At 69.4% G+C, this 16,730-nt stretch carries 18 protein-coding genes; 16 read left to right on the top strand and 2 right to left on the bottom strand.

Going from position 1 to position 16,730, the window contains the following annotated elements:
• The first annotated feature begins 272 nt into the window (after nt 1–272).
• The 9 genes from GEV07_05390 (at nt 273) to GEV07_05350 (ending at nt 8,956) form a co-directional block, all read left to right on the top strand.
• On the top strand, nt 273–1,232 hold the full coding sequence (locus GEV07_05390; protein MQA02169.1) for a hypothetical protein: 960 nt from the start codon (nt 273–275) through the stop codon (nt 1,230–1,232).
• Entirely contained in the window at nt 1,229–2,176 is a 948-nt protein-coding gene (locus GEV07_05385; GenBank protein MQA02168.1) for a PrgI family protein, read from the top strand. The genes GEV07_05390 and GEV07_05385 overlap by 4 nt, the downstream gene beginning before the upstream one ends.
• Nucleotides 2,177–2,235: 59 nt before the next feature.
• Nucleotides 2,236–3,951 carry a conjugal transfer protein TraC gene (locus GEV07_05380; GenBank protein MQA02167.1) on the top strand — a complete coding sequence of 572 codons (1,716 nt, stop codon included), beginning with the start codon at nt 2,236–2,238 and terminating at the stop codon, nt 3,949–3,951.
• 182 nt (nt 3,952–4,133) lie between these two features.
• Complete coding sequence (locus GEV07_05375; protein MQA02166.1) at nt 4,134–5,324, top strand: hypothetical protein; 1,191 nt, start codon at nt 4,134–4,136, stop codon at nt 5,322–5,324.
• Complete coding sequence (locus tag GEV07_05370; GenBank protein MQA02165.1) at nt 5,209–6,843, top strand: type IV secretion system DNA-binding domain-containing protein; 1,635 nt, start codon at nt 5,209–5,211, stop codon at nt 6,841–6,843. The genes GEV07_05375 and GEV07_05370 overlap by 116 nt, the downstream gene beginning before the upstream one ends.
• Nucleotides 6,843–7,736, top strand: a complete 894-nt coding sequence (locus GEV07_05365; GenBank protein ID MQA02164.1) for a hypothetical protein — start codon at nt 6,843–6,845, stop codon at nt 7,734–7,736. Before GEV07_05370 ends, GEV07_05365 begins: the two co-directional genes overlap by 1 nt.
• 96 nt (nt 7,737–7,832) lie before the next feature.
• Nucleotides 7,833–8,453: a hypothetical protein gene (locus GEV07_05360; GenBank protein ID MQA02163.1), complete on the top strand. Its 621-nt coding sequence runs from the start codon at nt 7,833–7,835 to the stop codon at nt 8,451–8,453.
• On the top strand, nt 8,450–8,650 hold the full coding sequence (locus GEV07_05355) for a hypothetical protein (protein MQA02162.1): 201 nt from the start codon (nt 8,450–8,452) through the stop codon (nt 8,648–8,650). The genes GEV07_05360 and GEV07_05355 overlap by 4 nt, the downstream gene beginning before the upstream one ends.
• 78 nt (nt 8,651–8,728) lie before the next feature.
• Nucleotides 8,729–8,956 (top strand): hypothetical protein, encoded by a 228-nt coding sequence (locus GEV07_05350; GenBank protein MQA02161.1) that lies wholly within the window; start codon nt 8,729–8,731, stop codon nt 8,954–8,956.
• Nucleotides 8,957–9,209: 253 nt separating this feature from the next.
• Here the strand turns inward: GEV07_05350 and GEV07_05345 are convergent, their stop codons facing one another.
• The gene (locus GEV07_05345; protein ID MQA02160.1) at nt 9,210–9,419 is read right to left on the bottom strand and encodes a DUF397 domain-containing protein; all 210 of its coding nucleotides are present in this window, start codon (nt 9,417–9,419) and stop codon (nt 9,210–9,212) included.
• Between the two features lie 95 nt (nt 9,420–9,514).
• Nucleotides 9,515–9,751, bottom strand: coding sequence for a hypothetical protein (locus tag GEV07_05340; protein MQA02159.1), 237 nt, complete (start codon nt 9,749–9,751; stop codon nt 9,515–9,517).
• A 542-nt stretch (nt 9,752–10,293) separates the two neighbouring features.
• Here GEV07_05340 and GEV07_05335 point away from each other — a divergent pair.
• From GEV07_05335 to GEV07_05305, 7 genes are all read left to right on the top strand, one after another.
• Entirely contained in the window at nt 10,294–11,526 is a 1,233-nt protein-coding gene (locus GEV07_05335) for a hypothetical protein (GenBank protein MQA02158.1), read from the top strand.
• A 68-nt stretch (nt 11,527–11,594) separates the two neighbouring features.
• Entirely contained in the window at nt 11,595–12,194 is a 600-nt protein-coding gene (locus GEV07_05330; protein ID MQA02157.1) for a YdcF family protein, read from the top strand.
• Between the two features lie 18 nt (nt 12,195–12,212).
• Nucleotides 12,213–13,046 carry a hypothetical protein gene (locus GEV07_05325; protein MQA02156.1) on the top strand — a complete coding sequence of 278 codons (834 nt, stop codon included), beginning with the start codon at nt 12,213–12,215 and terminating at the stop codon, nt 13,044–13,046.
• A 496-nt stretch (nt 13,047–13,542) separates the two neighbouring features.
• Complete coding sequence (locus GEV07_05320; GenBank protein MQA02155.1) at nt 13,543–13,941, top strand: hypothetical protein; 399 nt, start codon at nt 13,543–13,545, stop codon at nt 13,939–13,941.
• A gap of 946 nt (nt 13,942–14,887) precedes the next feature.
• Complete coding sequence (locus tag GEV07_05315) at nt 14,888–15,580, top strand: flagellar biosynthesis protein FlgA (GenBank protein MQA02154.1); 693 nt, start codon at nt 14,888–14,890, stop codon at nt 15,578–15,580.
• 12 nt (nt 15,581–15,592) lie between these two features.
• The gene (locus tag GEV07_05310) at nt 15,593–16,426 is read left to right on the top strand and encodes a hypothetical protein (GenBank protein ID MQA02153.1); all 834 of its coding nucleotides are present in this window, start codon (nt 15,593–15,595) and stop codon (nt 16,424–16,426) included.
• The coding region (locus GEV07_05305; GenBank protein MQA02152.1) for a hypothetical protein at nt 16,419–16,730 on the top strand (312 nt) is incomplete at its 3' end. The genes GEV07_05310 and GEV07_05305, both read left to right, overlap by 8 nt.

The following is a 16,730-nucleotide window of genomic DNA, read 5'->3' as shown; positions in this document are numbered from 1 at the left end:
CGGGGCTGCTTGTCGCGTTGGCGGTCGGCAGTGTCGCCGCCACCGTGAACGCCGAGCCCCGCCCCTCACCGACACCACAATCCCCACCGCCCGCACCGTCGTCGGCACCGTCATCGGCGACGGCCCCACCCACGCCGGGTCGCGTGTCGTCGCCCGGGTCGCCCTCGCCGCGGCCGACGACACCAAACGCGCCACCGCCGCGGCCGACGGCTCCACCTACGCCTGGTCCCACACCGGGGCGGGAGTGTGGCGCGTTCGAGATGGGGTGCCAGATGAGCGAGGCGATGACCGAGTACCTGCGGGAGCTGGTGCGGCAGGCCATCAACCCGGTCTTCGACTTGCTCGGTGACTCGCTGCTGGCTACCCCGCGCCTCGATCAGGCCGAGCGGGTGAAGGGGCTGTGGACCGGGTCGCTGGTGGTCGCGAACAGCTGCCTCGTCCTGCTCGTCGTGATCGCCGGGTTGACGTTGCTGGGCAACCCGACGGTGCAGGCCGCCTACACGGTCAAGGACATCGCGCCGCGTCTGGTCGGCGGTGTCGTGCTAGCGAACGTGAGCCTGCTGCTGGTCGGCAAAGCGATCGGCTTCGCCAATGCCCTCTCCGCCGCCCTGCTCGGCCCCGGGGTGGATGTGGAGGACGCGACGAAGACGATCTACGACCTGCTCAACCGCAACACCCTGTCCGGGTCGGCGAGTGTGTTCGTGTTGTGGGTAGTGATCATCGTGCTGCTGCTCGCCCTCGCACTCGGGGTCATCTACCTGATCCGCTTGACGCTGACGGTGTTGTTGATCGCGGTGGCGCCGTTGGCGTTGGCGTGTCACTGCCTGCCGCAGACCGAGGAGATCGCGCGGTTGTGGTGGCGCGGGTTCGCGGGGGTGCTGGCGATCCAGGTGGCCCAAGCGTTGGTGTTCATCACCGCGATGCGGGTGTTCTTCGACACCGACTGGTACAAGGTCCAGCTGTTCGGCGTCGTCGGTACCCATACCGGCACGGGCATCGCGGACCTGTGGATCACGGTCTGCCTGCTCTACATCCTGGTGCGGATCCCGTCCTGGATCTCGCGGTGGATCTGGCGCGGTGGCCTGTCCGGTAGTCCGGTCACCCGCACCGTCCAGGTCGTCGCCAGCGCGTTGGTCTTTCGCCGTGTCACCGCCGCGCTGGCCGTCGCTGGCCGCGGCAGGACCCACCAGGCCGTGCGCGCGGTGACCACACGAACCGGAGGCAAGCCATGACGCAGCAACGGACACGTGTACCCATTCCCGCCGATGTCGATCGTGACGATGTGGTGCTGGCCCGGTTGACCGCGCGGCAGGTCGCGATCCTCGCCGTGGTAGCGGTCGTGTTGTGGCTGGTGTTCATCGCCACAGATGCCTGGCTGCCGCTGCCGGTGTTCCTCGGCGCCGCCGCGCCGATCGCGGGTCTCGGTCTGGTGTTGGCGTTGGGCCGCCGTGACGGTGTGACGTTAGACCGGCTGGCCTGGGCCGCGCTACGACAGGCGTGCCAGCCTCGACACCTGGTCAGCACGTCCGAGGTCTCGGTGTCCGCGCCACCGGCCTGGGTCAGGGCCGACGACACCGAGCCGTTACCGGCGCCATTGCGCCTGCCGGCCCACGCGATCACCGAGGACGGGATCGTCGATCTGGGCCCGGACGGGGCCGCGGTGGTACTGGCGTGCTCGACGGTGAACTTCGCGTTGGCCACCGACGCCGAGCAGCAAGCCAGGGTCGCCTCCTTTGCCCGGTGGTTGAACTCACTCGCCGAACCCGCCCAAGTGGTGGTGCGCACCGAGCGCGTCAGCCTCACCCCCATGGCAGCCCGGCTCGAGGAGGCGGCCGGCGGGCTGCCCCACCTCGCCCTGGAGGAAGCCGCGCGGGAATGCGCGGAGTTCCTCGCCCAGGCGACGGCCGACGATTTGCGCGCCCGGCAGGTGCTCCTCGTCCTCCGCGACCCCACATCCGACGGCGACGCCGGCGACGCGAGCTCCCGGCTGACCCGCCGCGCCGACGACGCCGCCCGGGCACTCCAGACATGCGGTATCACCGCGACTGTCCTGGCCGGCGGCCAGGCCCGCCAACTGGTGGCCGCCACCTGTGACCCCTACGGCCCCGCACCAGTCGGGACCACCACAGGAGTCGTCACGAGGCGAAACCGTGAGACGAGGGAGTCTGACCGATGAATGCGTTGGACCTGGTCCGTTCCTGGCTGTACCCCGCCACGCACCACACCGACGCACCCATGGCCACAGCGGGGCTGGGTCCGGACGCGGTCGCCGTCGGCACCCGGGCGCTGCGCGTGGGCGAGGGCGTGTGCGCATCATTCGCCGTGGTCGGCTATCCCGCCGAGGTCGGCCTCGGCTGGCTCGACCCGCTGCTGGCCGATCCCGGCCGGGTCGATGTCGCACTCCATGTCGACCCGGTCCCGACCGAGGTCGCGGCCGACCGGCTGCGGCGGCAACGCGCCCGGCTGGAGTCCACCGCCCGCGCGGACACCCAGCGGGGACGGCTGAACGACGTGGAAGCCGAGGTCGCCGCCGACGACGCCAGTGAGCTGGCGCAACGGCTGGCGCGTGGCGAGGGCCGGTTGTTCCGCGTCGGCCTCTACCTCACCGTGCACGCCCGCGACCCGAAGGAACTGTCGGCGGAGTGCAAGCGGGTCCAGGCGTTGGCCGCGTCGTTGTTGCTGGACGCGCAGCCGACGACGTTTCGGACGCTGCAGGGCTGGACGGCCACGCTGCCGCTGGGGGTAGACCGGCTCGGGGTGCGGCGGGTGATGGACACCGACGCCGTCGCCGCCGCGTTCCCGTTCACCTCCCCCGACCTGGCTGCCAGCACCAGTGACACTGCCGTGCTGTACGGGCGGAACACCGCGTCGACCTCGTTGGTGGTCTGGGACCGGTTCGGCCAGGACAACTACAACTCAGTCACCCTCGCCCGCTCCGGCGCGGGCAAGTCCTACCTGACCAAGCTCGAGACACTCAGGTTGCTGTACGCCGGCGTCGAGGTCGCCGTCATCGACCCCGAACGCGAATACGCCCGTCTCGCCGACGCCGTCGGCGGCACCGTCATCTCTCTCGGCACACCCGGCGTGCGTGTCAACCCGCTCGACCTCCCCACCGACGCCGCCGATCAGCCGGACGCGTTGACGCGTCGGGGGTTGTTCCTGCACACCCTGGTCACCGTCCTCCTCGGCAACGAGCCCGACGCAGCCGGGCGGGCCGCACTGGACCGTGCGATCGTCACCACCTACGCGACAGCGGGGATCACCAGCGACCCGCGCACCTGGGTCCGACCGGCGCCCCTGCTCAAAGACCTCGCCGCCGCCCTCGCAGCCGACGAGGACCCCACCGCCCGGGCAGTAGCTCGCGGACTGCAGCCGTACGTGGCGGGCAGCTGGCGAGGCCTGTTCGACGGCCCCACCACCCATCGACCCGACGGCCACCTTGTCGTCTTCTCCCTCCGTGACCTCCCCGACGAACAACGCACCCTGGGCACCCTGCTCACCCTCGACGCGACCTGGCGACGCGTCACCACGCCCACCCGGCGACGCCGGCGGCTGGTGGTCGTCGACGAGGCGTGGCTGCTGCTGCGCGACCACGCCGGCGCCCAGTTCCTCATGCGCCTGGCCAAGGCCGCCCGCAAACACTGGTGCGGCCTGTCGGTGGTCACCCAAGACGTCGCCGACGTGCTCGGCAGCGACCTCGGCCGCGCCGTGGTCGCCAACGCCGCCACCCAGATCCTGCTCGCCCAGGCACCCCAAGCCATCGACCAAGTCAGCGAGGCGTTCGGGCTCACCGATGGCGAACGCGGCTACCTCCTCGCCGCGCGCAGAGGCGACGCGTTACTCGCCGCAGGTGCGGCGCGGACCGGGTTCGCCGCGCTGGCCAGCTCTCGGGAGGACCGCCTGTGCACGAGCGACCCGGCCGACGTCGAGGAGGGCGATGACCCCTGCTGACCACTAGTCCGCGACCGGTGCCGGCCACCAGCGCCACCCGCACATCCGCCTGACACACGAGAAGGACTCCCATGTTCGCCTATCCGTCTGCTCACCCACACACCACCACGTCCGTCGCCCTCACCGCGCCGTCGGCCACGGGCCCGTCGCCAGCGCCGTCTCCGGCGTGTGACATGGATTCGGTGCTCGCTGACCTGATCTGCGACCCAGGATCGACCCTGCAGGGGTGGCTGGCCGCGTTGCAGGGGCTGTGGCACGCGTGGTGGCCGCTGCCGGCAGTGACCGCCCTCGCCGCCGTGGCTGTCGCCGTGGTGCGCGCGTATGCGCGCCGTGAGGCATGCAGGCGGGCCGCGGCCTCGGCGCGGTGGGTGGAGATCCAGCCACCGGCGCGGCCATCACCGGACGCGGGCGTGAACTTCTGGCACACCATCGCCGGGATCCTCAACCGCACCCGCCGCCACACCATCGGGCCCCGGACGTTGGCGATGGAACTCATCGCCACCGACCAGACCACCCGGATCGGTGTGTGGGTACCAACGGCACTGTCGACTCGCGCCGTCGCCGACGCGGTCACCGGCGCCTGGCCGGACGCTCGTGTCGCTACTACCGACCGGCCCACCCTCGTCGGCACCCGACGGGTGAGGGCAGCCGACGTCACACCACGCGGCGGCGAGTGGGCACCGCTGATCGACACCACCCGGCGTCACCGCGACAGCCACACCGAGGAGCCAATCGGGCAGACACTGTCCAGCCTTGCCGACCGTCGCCGAGGTGAGATCGCCTGCGCCCAACTCCTCGTCACCGCGCACCGCAGCGACCACGACGGCAGCTCGGCGTGGCTGCGGCCACTGTCGGTGGCGCTGACGATGCTCCGCGCGCTGCGCCAGATCATCTTCTGGCTCTTCGACCTGTTCCTGACCTCCACCCGCGCCACGAACGGCCACCACGGCACGCGTCACAGCAGCGGCGAGCAGGACCCAGTCACCAAAACCAAACAGCAGGCGATCAACGCCAAGAAGGCCGACAGCCCGCACCTGCGCGTCACGCTCCGGGTGGCCGTCGCTTCCTGGGGCAAGAGTAGGCAGCGGCGGAACGTCGTCGCCGCGATCGCCGGCGGCTACGACCGCGTCGCCCGCGCCACCGAACTGCTCCTCACCCACACCCGCCGAGCAGCCTGGCGGGTCGTGACACGTCGCCCCGGCCGAGGATTCATCGCCACCACCGACGAACTCGCCGCGCTCTGGCACCTTCCCGGACATGCCTCCCGCTACGGCATCACCGAGAATCCCAGCCGGTCCTGGGACCCGCGCCACGACCTCCCCCGCATCCCCCGCCACTCCCACGACCCACGCGGAGACGATCATGTCGCGTGACCGGCCACCCACACCGGCGTACCCGAATCCGCCGAGGCTGCGCGTCACACCGGCCGGCGACCCGCGGCGAGATCGGCCGAAGCCGCTCGGGGTCAGCGCCGCGGGCGAACTGATCGGCCTGCGCGTCGCCGACGCGCGTCACCACGTCCACGTCCAAGGTGTCACCGGTACCGGCAAGTCGACCTGGCTGGCACACCAGGTGCTCGCCGAGGCCGACGCCGGCCGCGGCGTCGTACTGCTGGACTGCCAAGGCGACCTCGCCAGCCACGTGCTCGACAGGCTCCCCGCCCACGCCGGGCGGCGGCTGGTCATCATCGACCCCGCCGAAACCCAGGCACCCCCCGCCTGGAACGTCCTCGCCCCAACCAGACATACAGCCGGGGTGGAGGCGCGCGAGCAAGCCGCGGAGAACGTGATCGGCACCTTCCGCAAGCTCTACACCGCATGGTGGGGACCGCGCATGGACGAGGTGTTCCGCGCCGCCTGCCTCACCGCAGCCCGCCGCCCCACCGCGACCCTCCTCGACGTGGTCGCTGTCCTCACCCAACCCGCGTTCCGACGCCAGCTCCTCATCGAGCACGGGGAACCTGAGGGCTTGGACGGGTTCTGGAACGCTTTCGACACGCTCACCGACAGCCAACGCCACCAACTCTGCGGGCCCGTGTTGTCGCGCCTCCGATCGGTCCTGTCCCGGCAGTTTGCCCGCGACCTGCTCGGCGCCCCCGGCTCCACGATCGACCTCGGTCAGATCCTCGACGGCGGCATCCTCCTCGCTCGCCTACCCAAGGGCGAGATCGGGGAGAACACCGCGCAACTCGTCGGATCGCTGTTGCTGTCCGGGCTGTGGTGGGCCGCCACCGGCCGCTCTGCGCAGCCGCCTGAACAGCGTTTGGACGCCACCGTCGTGGTCGACGAATGCCACAACTTCCTGCACCTACCGATCGGCATGGACGACACCCTCGCCGAAGCCCGCGGCTACCGGCTCTGCCTCGTCCTCGCCCACCAACACTCCACCCAGCTCGCACCCGACGTTCGCGACGCCGTCGACGCCAACGCCCGCACCAAGATCCTGTTCACCGTCTCCCCCACCGACGCCACCCGGCTCGAGCGTCACGTCACCCCCTACCTCGACGCAGACGACCTCGCCCGACAGCCCGGATACCACGTCACCGCCCGGACCATGCACCACAGCCACCACGCGCCACCCTGCACCCTCACCACCGAACCCCTGCCAGACCCGGTGCCCGGCCGCGCCGAGGCGCTCCGGGACGCCGCGCGACGCCGCACCGGACTCCCGGTCGAACACCGCGCCGCCACACGCCACCAGCAGCGACTCGCTACCGCACCCGGCGGCGACGCGATCCGACACAGCAATCAGACGGCCATCAGCGTGCGCCACTCACCGTCCCACTCACCCTCCCCGTCAACATCCCGCTCACCGTCCCACTCAGAACGAGACGGTGAGCGGGACACCCCACCCTGGCCAACACCGCAGGTCGCACCAGGGACGGAGGAGTGATGCACCAACCCCGACTGGCTATAACAGCCACTAGAACAACCGCAGAACAGGCATCGAGCAGGGCGGCCTCACGGGTACAAGTCGTCGACGCCGTCGAGGCACAGCGGCAGATCACCGACCGCGACCACACCCTCCTCACCCTGCTCGCCGACCACCAGGTGCTCACCACCGAGCAGATCGCACGAACGCTGTTCGCCAGCGACAACGTCGCCCGCAAGCGCCTCGTTCTGCTCACCCGCCGCGGCGTGCTGGCCCGGTTCCGGTCCTGCACACGCCCAGGCTCGCAGTCATGGCGCTACACCCTCGGCCCACTCGGCGCGATGGTCCACGCCGCATCCACCGGCACCGCCACGATCCCGACCGCCGCCAAGACCTACGAGAGAACGCTGAAACTCGCGCGCTCACCGCGGCTGGCGCACCTGCTCGGCGTGAACGAGTTCTTCACCCGCCTCGCCGCCCACGCTCGAGCCAACCCCGAGTACGAGCTGGTCGATTGGTTGAGCGAACGCCACGCCACCGCCGCGTGCGCACGGATCGTCCACCCCGACGGCTACGGCACGTGGCGTGACAACAACCACGACATCGGATTCTTCCTCGAATACGACACCGGAACCGAGAAACTCGACACCGTCACCGAAAAACTCACCGGCTACCGCGAACTCGCCGACGCCGGAATCAGCCACCCCGCCCTGTTCGTATTCCCTGGCGCGAAACGCGAGAACAACTTCCACGACAAAATCACCCGAAACACCCCCGCCCTGTACCGGTTGCCGGTGGCCAGCACCACCATCGAGAACCTGGCACACACCACGCCCGCGAGCCGAGTGTGGCTCGCCGTAGGTGCGCCGGCCCGATGCGACCTGACCCACCTCCCAGGTCCCCGAGCCGCTTGACAGCCACGTAATCCCGAGCACCACGGCCGTAAATTTGCTCCAATATTCGAGACTACTCGTCTTGACTCGTGAAACAAACAGAGCGTCCATGGAGTCATGACACACGACGAAAAACCGGCCAAGAACCGCCGGCAAACCAACACCGAGAACACCTCGACCCTCGGCACAGAAACACGCGACGACGTCGACACACGCGCCGCCAGCGAGCACTACTCACCCGCACGCACCGACGCGGAGCAGCGGCTCTGGGAAGCACTGCGCAGCCACACAGGGATCACCGCCAACGGCCTCGCCAGCCTCGCCGGCATCGGCCGGTCGACCGCGACCAAGACTCTCGCCCGCTGGGCCAACGCAGGCCACGTCGCCCGCACCCCGGCCGACAGGGCCGCAACCGGGCCGCGCGCCACCAGCACCTGGACCATCACACCCACACTCAAGGGACAGACGGAAACGGGCCAGCGGCGGCTTGGCTCAGGCGAACTCCGCGCAGCAGTCCTGGACTACCTCAATGCCCCTGACCGGCACGGCGAGTCCTACACCCCCGGGCAGGTCGCCCGCCTGCTCGGCCGCAGCGCCGGAGCCGTCACCAACGCCCTCCACCGCCTGGCCAGCGACGGCGACGTCGGCCATGTCCCGCGACCAACCACGCCGCTTCACCCACGCACCGCCACCCACCAACTCCGCGACCCCCACCCCACGGACGTAGCAATGACATGAGCTACACCGTCACCTCCGAGGTCCTCGTCACGCTGCGCGGCTACGACGGCGGCTACGAGTTCATCTCGGCCTGCCTCGACGGCACCACGCCCACCGCCATGATCGGCGCCACCCTCGACGCCGCGCTCGCCACCGTCCCACTGACAACCGACGGCTCAACCACGCCGGCGAGCGCGCGAGTACCAGACGACAGCTAGCCCGATGGGCGGCCCGCCGCGGTGCGGCAACACCAGCGACGGGCCTAGGCCAACCACCTGAACAGGAGGTGGACAGCCATGTCCACTAACGTACCCAACCGCAAGTCCCGCCAGAACATCGAACGCGGCCTCGCCGCGCTCCAGATCTGGCGCCGACAGGTCGCTGCCGACTACCGGACTGAGTCCGACCCCACGAGACGTGCCGCCCTCCGCCGGTTAGCTGACGACCTGGAGTGGCTGTGCTGGCGGCTCGAGCAAGTTCTCCACCCGGCCGGGCCGGACATGCCCATTCCGCAGCCGCGATGACGCCGCTCCTCCGGGTAGTCGCCAACACGGCCCTGCACTCGACCCCAGCGTGATCACCCTGAAGCGCACCAGCAAGAGCGCTCATCTGCGACGAGGTGGCCGATCGTGATGACGTCAGTCGCCGTGGCGGCGACGAGGAGCGGCAGCAACAGCATGCCGGTATGGTCTGGCCTGTCCATCGGGTGCTCGCGTGGACAACGACCGTGGCGGCTGGCTACGGGGCTGCCGGCCGCCACGGTCAGCGGTGGACGGGTCAGGTGAACTCTCCTGCGGCAGCGCCTCGGACGAATGCGCGCCACTCGGCGTTGTCGAAGAGCAACGGCGCGCGGTGGAGATTCTTTGAGTCACGAACCGCGACGCCACCTGGCACGAGCGCGACCTCGAGGCAATTGTCCGGGTTGCTGAACGTTGATTTCTGCCATGTCGCATCGTCCAGTGGCAGCGCGTACAGCTCGTCCTTCATCGGTTGTCCTTTCTCCTCGGGGCACCGGGCGGTTGACCCGGCGATGGTGGGCAGCGCCGTAGTCGGCTCGGGTCTCCGGCCACGGTGCCGCCGGTCTATGGCGGCGCTTGTCGGTGGCGGCGTCGAGCATCGGCCAGGCGCTTCCTTGCTCCGTACGGGTGTCCACGGCGGATCACGGCCTCGATCTCGACGGCTTCGTCCGGTGATATCTCGTCGGCGCGGCGCGCGTCGTCGACGGCCTGTATCGCAGCGGTCTGAGCAGCTGTCAGCTCGTTCCTCCATGCGCGCAGGCGTTGAGAGGCGGCGACAAGCCTGCTTGTCTGTTCGGACATGCCGTCATCGTTCACGGGTGGCCTTGGCTTTCGAGTCAGGAGTGCGGTGGTGCAGTTGTCTGCTCAAGGCATCGCTCGGGGCTCCTGGCTCGACGGAGCTGGCCGGCAGCTCGACGGAAGCGGCCGGGGCTGGCGCGGCCCACCGAGGCAGCCGCGCCATTAGGTCACCGGTCATCGTGGCCCCGGTGCCGCGAGTGGGTGAGGCGTTTCAAAGCGCTGTATGGGTGACCGAGCCGGATCATGACCTAGATGTGCTTCGCATCGGTCTCGGACACCTCGCCTGCCCGCTTCGCCCGCCACAACGAGTCCATCGCCGCGAGCTCGTCCGCGGTGAGCTCGTCATCGCTAGCCAGACTGTCCTTGTCCATGCCCTGCCCTCGGCTAGTTCCAGATCAGGTCGCGGTGATAGGCGTGATCGCCTAGTCTTGGGTCGCTGGAACGCTTATCGTTCATGGGTTCTAGGGAACTAGGATTTCGCGGAGTAGGTGCTGACAGAACACGGAAGATTCCCGGAAAGCCGAGAGGTCAATGAGACGGCTCGGTTGTTGTCGGCTGAGCTACGGCGGCTGCGCAAGGCCGGTCTCGCGGACCTGTCGCTGCGGCCGCACCGGTACCCGGCCCTGACAGAGAAGTTCGCCGCCGGGGGCGTCGTACCGGCAGACACGGTGAGCCGGCTCGCATACAACCAGCGAGTGTTCCAGGCGCTCCTCGATGAGCTTCCCACACCTGCCATGCGTACCGCCGCGAGCGTGCTCTTCCACGTCGGCAGCGGCAGCACACCGCCGCCGCTTGATGACCGCCGCCGCGCGGCGGACCGTGCCTACACCGGTCGGTCCTACGCGCGGGAACCGGACACGGTGCAACGGCACCTCGAGCGCGCTGTCCTCGATCCGCTGCTCCTGCACGCGCTAGAACACCTCAGCCCGCCAGACCCCCGCACGCCCGACACGCCGCCGGTTCTTGACCCGTCGGAGTTGGAGTCATGGGCGGACGATCTGGATCGGGCGCACATCTATCTGAACCGGCAGGACTTCCGTACGACTGCGATCATGTTGCAACGGTGGCTCACCCCGTACGCACCGGCAAGCCTCGACGACCGCGGCCTGTACTTGCGGGGCCGGTCGCTGATGCTGCTCGGCGACATGCGCCGCTACCAAGGCATGCTCGTCGGGCCCCTGTCGGCTCAGCAGGCCTACCAGGAAGCCTCCAGCCTGTTCACCCAGCTGGATATCCCTCGGCGGCTCGCGCAGATCGAGCTGTCGGTGGCGATCGGCGTCGAGATGTACGGCGACCTGCAGACCTCAGCCAGCATGTACCGGCAGCTCGCCACCGACGAGCGGTTGCGTGACTACGAGCGTGCCCGTGCGCGGCTATGGATCGGCACGTCTCTGACCAAGAGCGGCGACATCGAGCCGGCGATGCGGGAGATCGACGCGGCCAGCCACGCGTTCGAGGACCTCGGCGAGCCTGACGGCTGGGGCATCGCCCACCAGAAGCGCGCTCTCGCGCAGCTCGCCGCCGGGGACCTGCGCAACGCGACCCGGTCGATCGACCTAGCCGCGTCGCACCGCCGTGAGGACTCCCCGTTCGAACAGGTCCGCCTCGGCACCGCACGCGGCCACGTGCTGGTCATGGACCGCCGCACCGCCGATGAAGGCTTGCGGGTGCTCACGCACGCGCGCGACGTCGCGACCAAGCACGGCCTGAACCATCAGCTCCAGTGGGTCGAGAAGATCCAAGGTATCCCCGAGCAGCGTGACAGGAGACCGCAGTGAGCGACGCACGCCGACGGATCACCGACGAGGAGTACCAGGACGCGGCGTTGGTCTGGGACTACCACCAGATGCACCATCAGCTGCGGCCGTGCTCGGCGGGCATCGCGCTCGGCGGGCCCGACCCCGACGTGGCGGACTTTGCCGCCGAGCTGTACCAGCGGGGCATGTTCCCTGTGCTGGTGTTCACCGGCGCGAACAGCCCCGATACCGTGCAGTACTTCCCGCGCGGCGAGGCGGTGCACAACCGCGAGCGCGCGATCGAGCTCGGCGTGCCCGCGGACGCGGTGCTGGTCGAGCCGGACGCGACGAACACCGGCCAGAACATGACGCTCTCGCGTCAAGTGCTCGCCGCCGCCGGTGTCGCGGTGGGCTCGGTGATGCTGATCTCCATGCCCTACATGGAACGCCGCGGATACGCCACCTGCCGCAAGGTGTGGGCCGACGTCGAGGTCGTGTGCGCCTCCGTCGACGTCAAGTTCGACGTGTACGCCGACGAGCTCGACGTCGACCCGCCACTGGTGCTGGACATGATGATCGGGGACATGCAGCGGGTCATCGAATACCCGAAGAAGGGATTCGCCATCGACCAAGACGTCCCCGACGAGGTGTTCGACGCCTACCAGCGGCTGGTCGCTGCCGGGTACACCAGCCGCCTGGCCAAGCTATAGGGCTGCAGGGGACCAGTGATGCGCAGCCGGGGACCGTGGGCAGCGATCCACCAACCGAACCTGTTCCCCGGCCTGTCCACCCTCGCCAAGCTCTACGCCGCGGACCGGTGGGTGATCCTCGACGACGTCCAGTTCGTCCGCCGGGACTACCAACATCGCTGCCGCGTCGGCCCTCCGGGCGAACGCGACCGGCACCAGTGGCTCACCCTCCCGGTCCACCTACCACATGGTCGAGCCACATTCATCAACGATGTGACCATCGTCGACCCGAGGACCTGCCAGCGCCGCCTCGAGGGCATGCTCACTCAACACTACGGCCGTACCCCATATTGGCGGAGCGTTCGCGACGCGCTCCAGGAGATCGTCGACCTGGTCGGCAAGACCGACCGCCTCGACGATATCGCCGTCGCCTCCGCCACGGTGCTCCTCGAACTCGTCGACTGGCCCGGTCTCGCCGTCCGCAGCAGCTCCTACAGCGTCAGCGACGACCGGTCCCGACGCCTCGCCGACCTCACCGAACAGGTCGACGCCACAACGTACGTATGCGGCACCGGCGGCGCACGCTACCTCGACCAATCCGTATTCGACGACTGCGGCATCGACGTCCTGTACTGCCAACCACCACCAGTTGGCGTCGAGGCGCTATGGACCGACCAGCGCCGCCTCACCAGCATCGCAGCACTATCGACCCACGGCCCCGAACGGGTCCGCGCCGAGCTGCAACGCGCGCATCTACGTCTCGCCGCGTCTGCGGCGGATGCCGACCACGCGATCAGCGTGAGACCGGCCCAGGACGCCGAGAGCGCGAGCATGAGTATCGGCCTCGATGGCCAGCCGCCCGAGTACGCCTAGCCCCGAAGGATGAGACGGCCATGTCGAGGTTCCGTCAGACACTACCTTCCCCTGGGTACTGCGCAGCCGCTTCCCAGGCCGGTCATGCAATGCTCCGGAATATGAACGGGCACACGAGCAGCGCTCTCACATTCAACGTCAGCTGCGCCCTCTACGCTCGCCCTCGCTGCAGCGGACCCATGCGGGTAAACGGTCACCGCGCGTCATTGCGCTCCGTCACCCTGTTGCGACGTCGCCAAACAAGGGTGTACAGATAGAGGCCGTGTCGTAACGCAGGGTATTGCACGCCGTCGACGGGGAGGCGGATGCCAGCATGTGCCGGCGAGACCTGTGGCTGTTGGCTGGCGTGATCCTTGTGTGCGCGAGCCTCCCGGTGTCGTGTGGCGGTGCGGACGGCTCACGGTCTACCGGTACCGGTTCCTCTAGCACGGTTCGGCACTCGCCCGCGTCCACGTCGCCGGCTGCGACGCCATCACCGACTGGCGAGGCGGCGGAGGTGTTGCGGACGTATCGACGGCTGCAGGGTGTGCTGACGGAGGTGTATGCGCATCCGTCGCGGTCGCCGAAGGCGGTGGAGCGGTACGCGTGGGGCGGCGCGCGGAGTGAGATCTACAAGACGGTGTTCCGGTACCGGCAGCAGCACATCAAGCTGACGGGAGCGCCGAAGGTCTCACCTCGCGTCACCGCTGTCGACGACAAGCGAGGGGTGGCGCGGATCGTCGACTGTTTCGATGACAGTAAGTGGATCCCGGTCGATGCCCGTACGGGGAAGTCGTTGGCTGTGTCGGGCCAGAACCACCGATACGAGGTCACCGCGCAGGCGCGGCAGGTCGAGGGTCGCTGGTATGTGGTGTCGTTGACGCCCGACCGGGAACAGACATGCTCGCCCCGCTGATGGTCCTCGTGCTGACCGTACCGGTGGCCGTGTGGGTGTGGACACCCTCGGCTGTGGCAGGACCACCGGTGGACTGCCCGGGGGTTATGGGGCCGTGCAACCTGCGACCGAGTGCACCGGGCAAGCCTGGCAACGAGGACGAGAGCGAGCGCGGACAGGACCGCTCCGGTCGGGGGCAGCGAGTCTGTCGGAGCCCGGTCTCGCGGGAGCGGGTGCCATGTTCGAGCTCGGACTTCGGCACGTGGAATCCCGCCACTGGATGCTATGAGAAGTTGGCGTCCCCGCAGCCGCCGAAGTCGGATCCTGTGTGGCAGGGCCACGACTCGGGCGTGATCGTGGAAACGATGTGTCCCGGTGTTCCGGGAACCGGTGGGTATTGGGAATGGCGCGCCAGCGCGCCCGATGCTGAGGCATCGGTGACGCCTGCCGAGTTGGCGCGACGCGCGGTCAGACAGCTACCAATTCGCGGCGCAGACATCCAGATGGCGCCACGGCGCGGCGCGGCGGGATTGGTCGGACTGCCAGTGTGGATGTGGACTCGCCGGACCGCGTCGACGTGGGGCCCTGCCTCGGAGACGGCGTCGGTGCCGGGGATGTCGGTGACCGCGACAGCGCGGGGTGAGCGGATCGTCTGGGAGATGGGTGACGACCAGACGGTGACGTGCCATGGCCCGGGAACCAGGTATCGGAAGCAGTTCGGGAATCGGATGTCGCCGACGTGTGGGCACCGGTACACGCGGTCGTCGGCACGCGAGCCGAACCACCTGTATCGGGTGACGGCCACGACGACGTGGCGGGTGGACTGGGCTGGCGGCGGCGATTCGGGAACGATCCGGGTCACCCGGGCATCGTCGACAACGGTCCGCATCGGTGAGATGCAGGTGCTCATCCAGCCCACGAGCACATAGCGAGGACCGACGGGGCAGGACTTCTCGGGGAGTAAACGATGGCAGGCGAACAGTCCACGCCAGTGGCGGACAGGGCGGAGAAGAGCGCCGGCGCGCCGGCCGAGAGCGGGCTCGTGATGCCGCGGTCGACAGTGCCCCGACGCCGTCGTCGTCCGGTGATGGTGCTCGTCGGCGCGTTGTTGTGTGTGAACGGTGGGTTGGTGGGTGCGTGGTTGTCCACCACTGCGGCGGATACAGCAGCGGTGTTGGTGGTGGCGCGGCCAGTTGCCTACGGCGACGCGCTGACGGCGGCGGACGTGCGCGTCACGCAGATCACGGTGGGCGCCGGTGTGTCGGTCGTACCCGCCTCTCGGCGCAGCCAGGTGCTGGGCCAGTTCGCGACCAGGGACCTGCGCCCCAGCACGCTGTTGACGCGTAGCGCGCTGAGTAGACAACGGGTTCCGGGGCCGGGTGAGGAGCTGGTCGGTGTGGCCGTGAGCGCGAGTCGGATGCCGAACCAGCCGTTGCGCGCCCAGGACCAGGTGGCGGTGGTGAGCACGCCGCCCGACGATGCTGATCCGCCGACTGAGCAGCCGGATGAGCTGGCCGCGACCGTGGTGAGCGTGGGCCGACCGGACGCGAACGGGATCCGGGTGGTCGATCTACGGGTGCCGGCCGGCGCGGGAGCGGCGCTGGCGGCACGCGCAGCGACGGGCAGGGTCGCTCTCGTGCTGCGGGCTCCAGGCGAGTGAGGCGGGACCGGGATGGCGGTATTCGCGATGGTGTCGGCGAAGGGTTCACCGGGGGTCACGACGACAGCGCTCGTGCTGGCGATGACCTGGCCGCGCCCGGCGGTGGTCGCCGAATGCGACCCCGCCGGCGGGGACGTCCTGGCCGGGTATCTCGGCGGCTCCGTGACCAGTGCGCGTGGGCTGCTGGGTACCGCGGCCACCTCGCGGGCCGGCTCCACCGCGGATATCAACAAGGAGCTTGTCGCGTTGGACCGTGAAGGCACGAGGCTCGTGCTGCCCGGCGTCACCGATCCCGGTCAAGCGCGTGCACTATCGACGCGGTGGACCGCGCTGGCCAACGTGTTCGCGGGCCTGCGTCTCGGAGACGCTGCTACGGACGTGGTGGCCGACTGTGGCCGGCTGGAGGCCGCGGGCACGCCGGTGCCGGTGCTGCGCCGCGCGGACATGGTCGTGCTCGTCGTCCGGTCGACGCTGCGGTCGGTACGGGCCGCGCAGGGGTGGGCGACCAGGCTTCGCGACGACCTGGCCGCGCACGGCGCCGGTGGCGGCCGGCTGTATGTGCTGTTGGTGGGAGACGGCCAGCCGTACCGCCACGACGACGTCGTGGCGCACCTGGGACTGCCGTCGTTGGGCGTTGTCGCCTGGGACCCGAAGACGGCAGCGGTCTTCAGCGATGGTGCGCGACGTGGGCGGGGGTTCACGCGGTCGCCGCTGGCGCGGACCGCGGCCGCGGTCGGCGGCCGGCTACGTCGGCTGACCGAGGCGGATCGTGGTGACCCAGCCTCCACGAGTCCGCGCCGATGGCAGAAGCAACCGACCGCCGAGATGAGGGCAGGGCATGGCTGAGCACAACGGCGCCGCACCGCGGCGCCTCAACGGCAGCACCAACGGTCACGTTCATGGCCGGCTCCAGGCAATGGCCACCGCGTCCTCCAGCCTGCACTGGACTCAACCGGTGGTGGATTACCAGCAGGTGTACGCGATTCAGGGCCGGGTCGCCGACAAGCTGGCCGCGTGGTTGAAGACCCACGACACCGCCGGGGTCCAGGACCGTCAGGAATTGGGTCGACAGCTGATCGCCGACGAGATCAGCGCCATAGTCGACGCGCGGGCACGCCGCGGCGAGCCGCCGCTACCGCCGGCCGGTGAG

Source organism: Streptosporangiales bacterium (assembly GCA_009379825.1).
GTDB lineage: Bacteria > Actinomycetota > Actinomycetes > Streptosporangiales > WHST01 > WHST01.
This window is presented reverse-complemented; position numbering and strand designations above follow the sequence as displayed.

Excerpts from the sequence above, each read along its gene's own strand:
- GEV07_05390 (MQA02169.1), top strand. The coding sequence starts at position 273 with ATGAGCGAGGCGATGACCGAGTACCTGCGGGAGCTGGTGCGGCAGGCC.
- GEV07_05385 (MQA02168.1), top strand. The coding sequence starts at position 1,229 with ATGACGCAGCAACGGACACGTGTACCCATTCCCGCCGATGTCGATCGT.
- GEV07_05380 (MQA02167.1), top strand. The coding sequence starts at position 2,236 with ATGGCCACAGCGGGGCTGGGTCCGGACGCGGTCGCCGTCGGCACCCGG.
- GEV07_05370 (MQA02165.1), top strand. The coding sequence starts at position 5,209 with ATGCCTCCCGCTACGGCATCACCGAGAATCCCAGCCGGTCCTGGGACC.
- GEV07_05365 (MQA02164.1), top strand. The coding sequence starts at position 6,843 with ATGCACCAACCCCGACTGGCTATAACAGCCACTAGAACAACCGCAGAA.
- GEV07_05360 (MQA02163.1), top strand. The coding sequence starts at position 7,833 with ATGACACACGACGAAAAACCGGCCAAGAACCGCCGGCAAACCAACACC.
- GEV07_05355 (MQA02162.1), top strand. The coding sequence starts at position 8,450 with ATGAGCTACACCGTCACCTCCGAGGTCCTCGTCACGCTGCGCGGCTAC.
- GEV07_05350 (MQA02161.1), top strand. The coding sequence starts at position 8,729 with ATGTCCACTAACGTACCCAACCGCAAGTCCCGCCAGAACATCGAACGC.
- GEV07_05345 (MQA02160.1), bottom strand. The coding sequence starts at position 9,419 with ATGAAGGACGAGCTGTACGCGCTGCCACTGGACGATGCGACATGGCAG.
- GEV07_05340 (MQA02159.1), bottom strand. The coding sequence starts at position 9,751 with ATGTCCGAACAGACAAGCAGGCTTGTCGCCGCCTCTCAACGCCTGCGC.
- GEV07_05330 (MQA02157.1), top strand. The coding sequence starts at position 11,595 with ATGCACCATCAGCTGCGGCCGTGCTCGGCGGGCATCGCGCTCGGCGGG.
- GEV07_05325 (MQA02156.1), top strand. The coding sequence starts at position 12,213 with ATGCGCAGCCGGGGACCGTGGGCAGCGATCCACCAACCGAACCTGTTC.
- GEV07_05315 (MQA02154.1), top strand. The coding sequence starts at position 14,888 with ATGGCAGGCGAACAGTCCACGCCAGTGGCGGACAGGGCGGAGAAGAGC.
- GEV07_05310 (MQA02153.1), top strand. The coding sequence starts at position 15,593 with ATGGCGGTATTCGCGATGGTGTCGGCGAAGGGTTCACCGGGGGTCACG.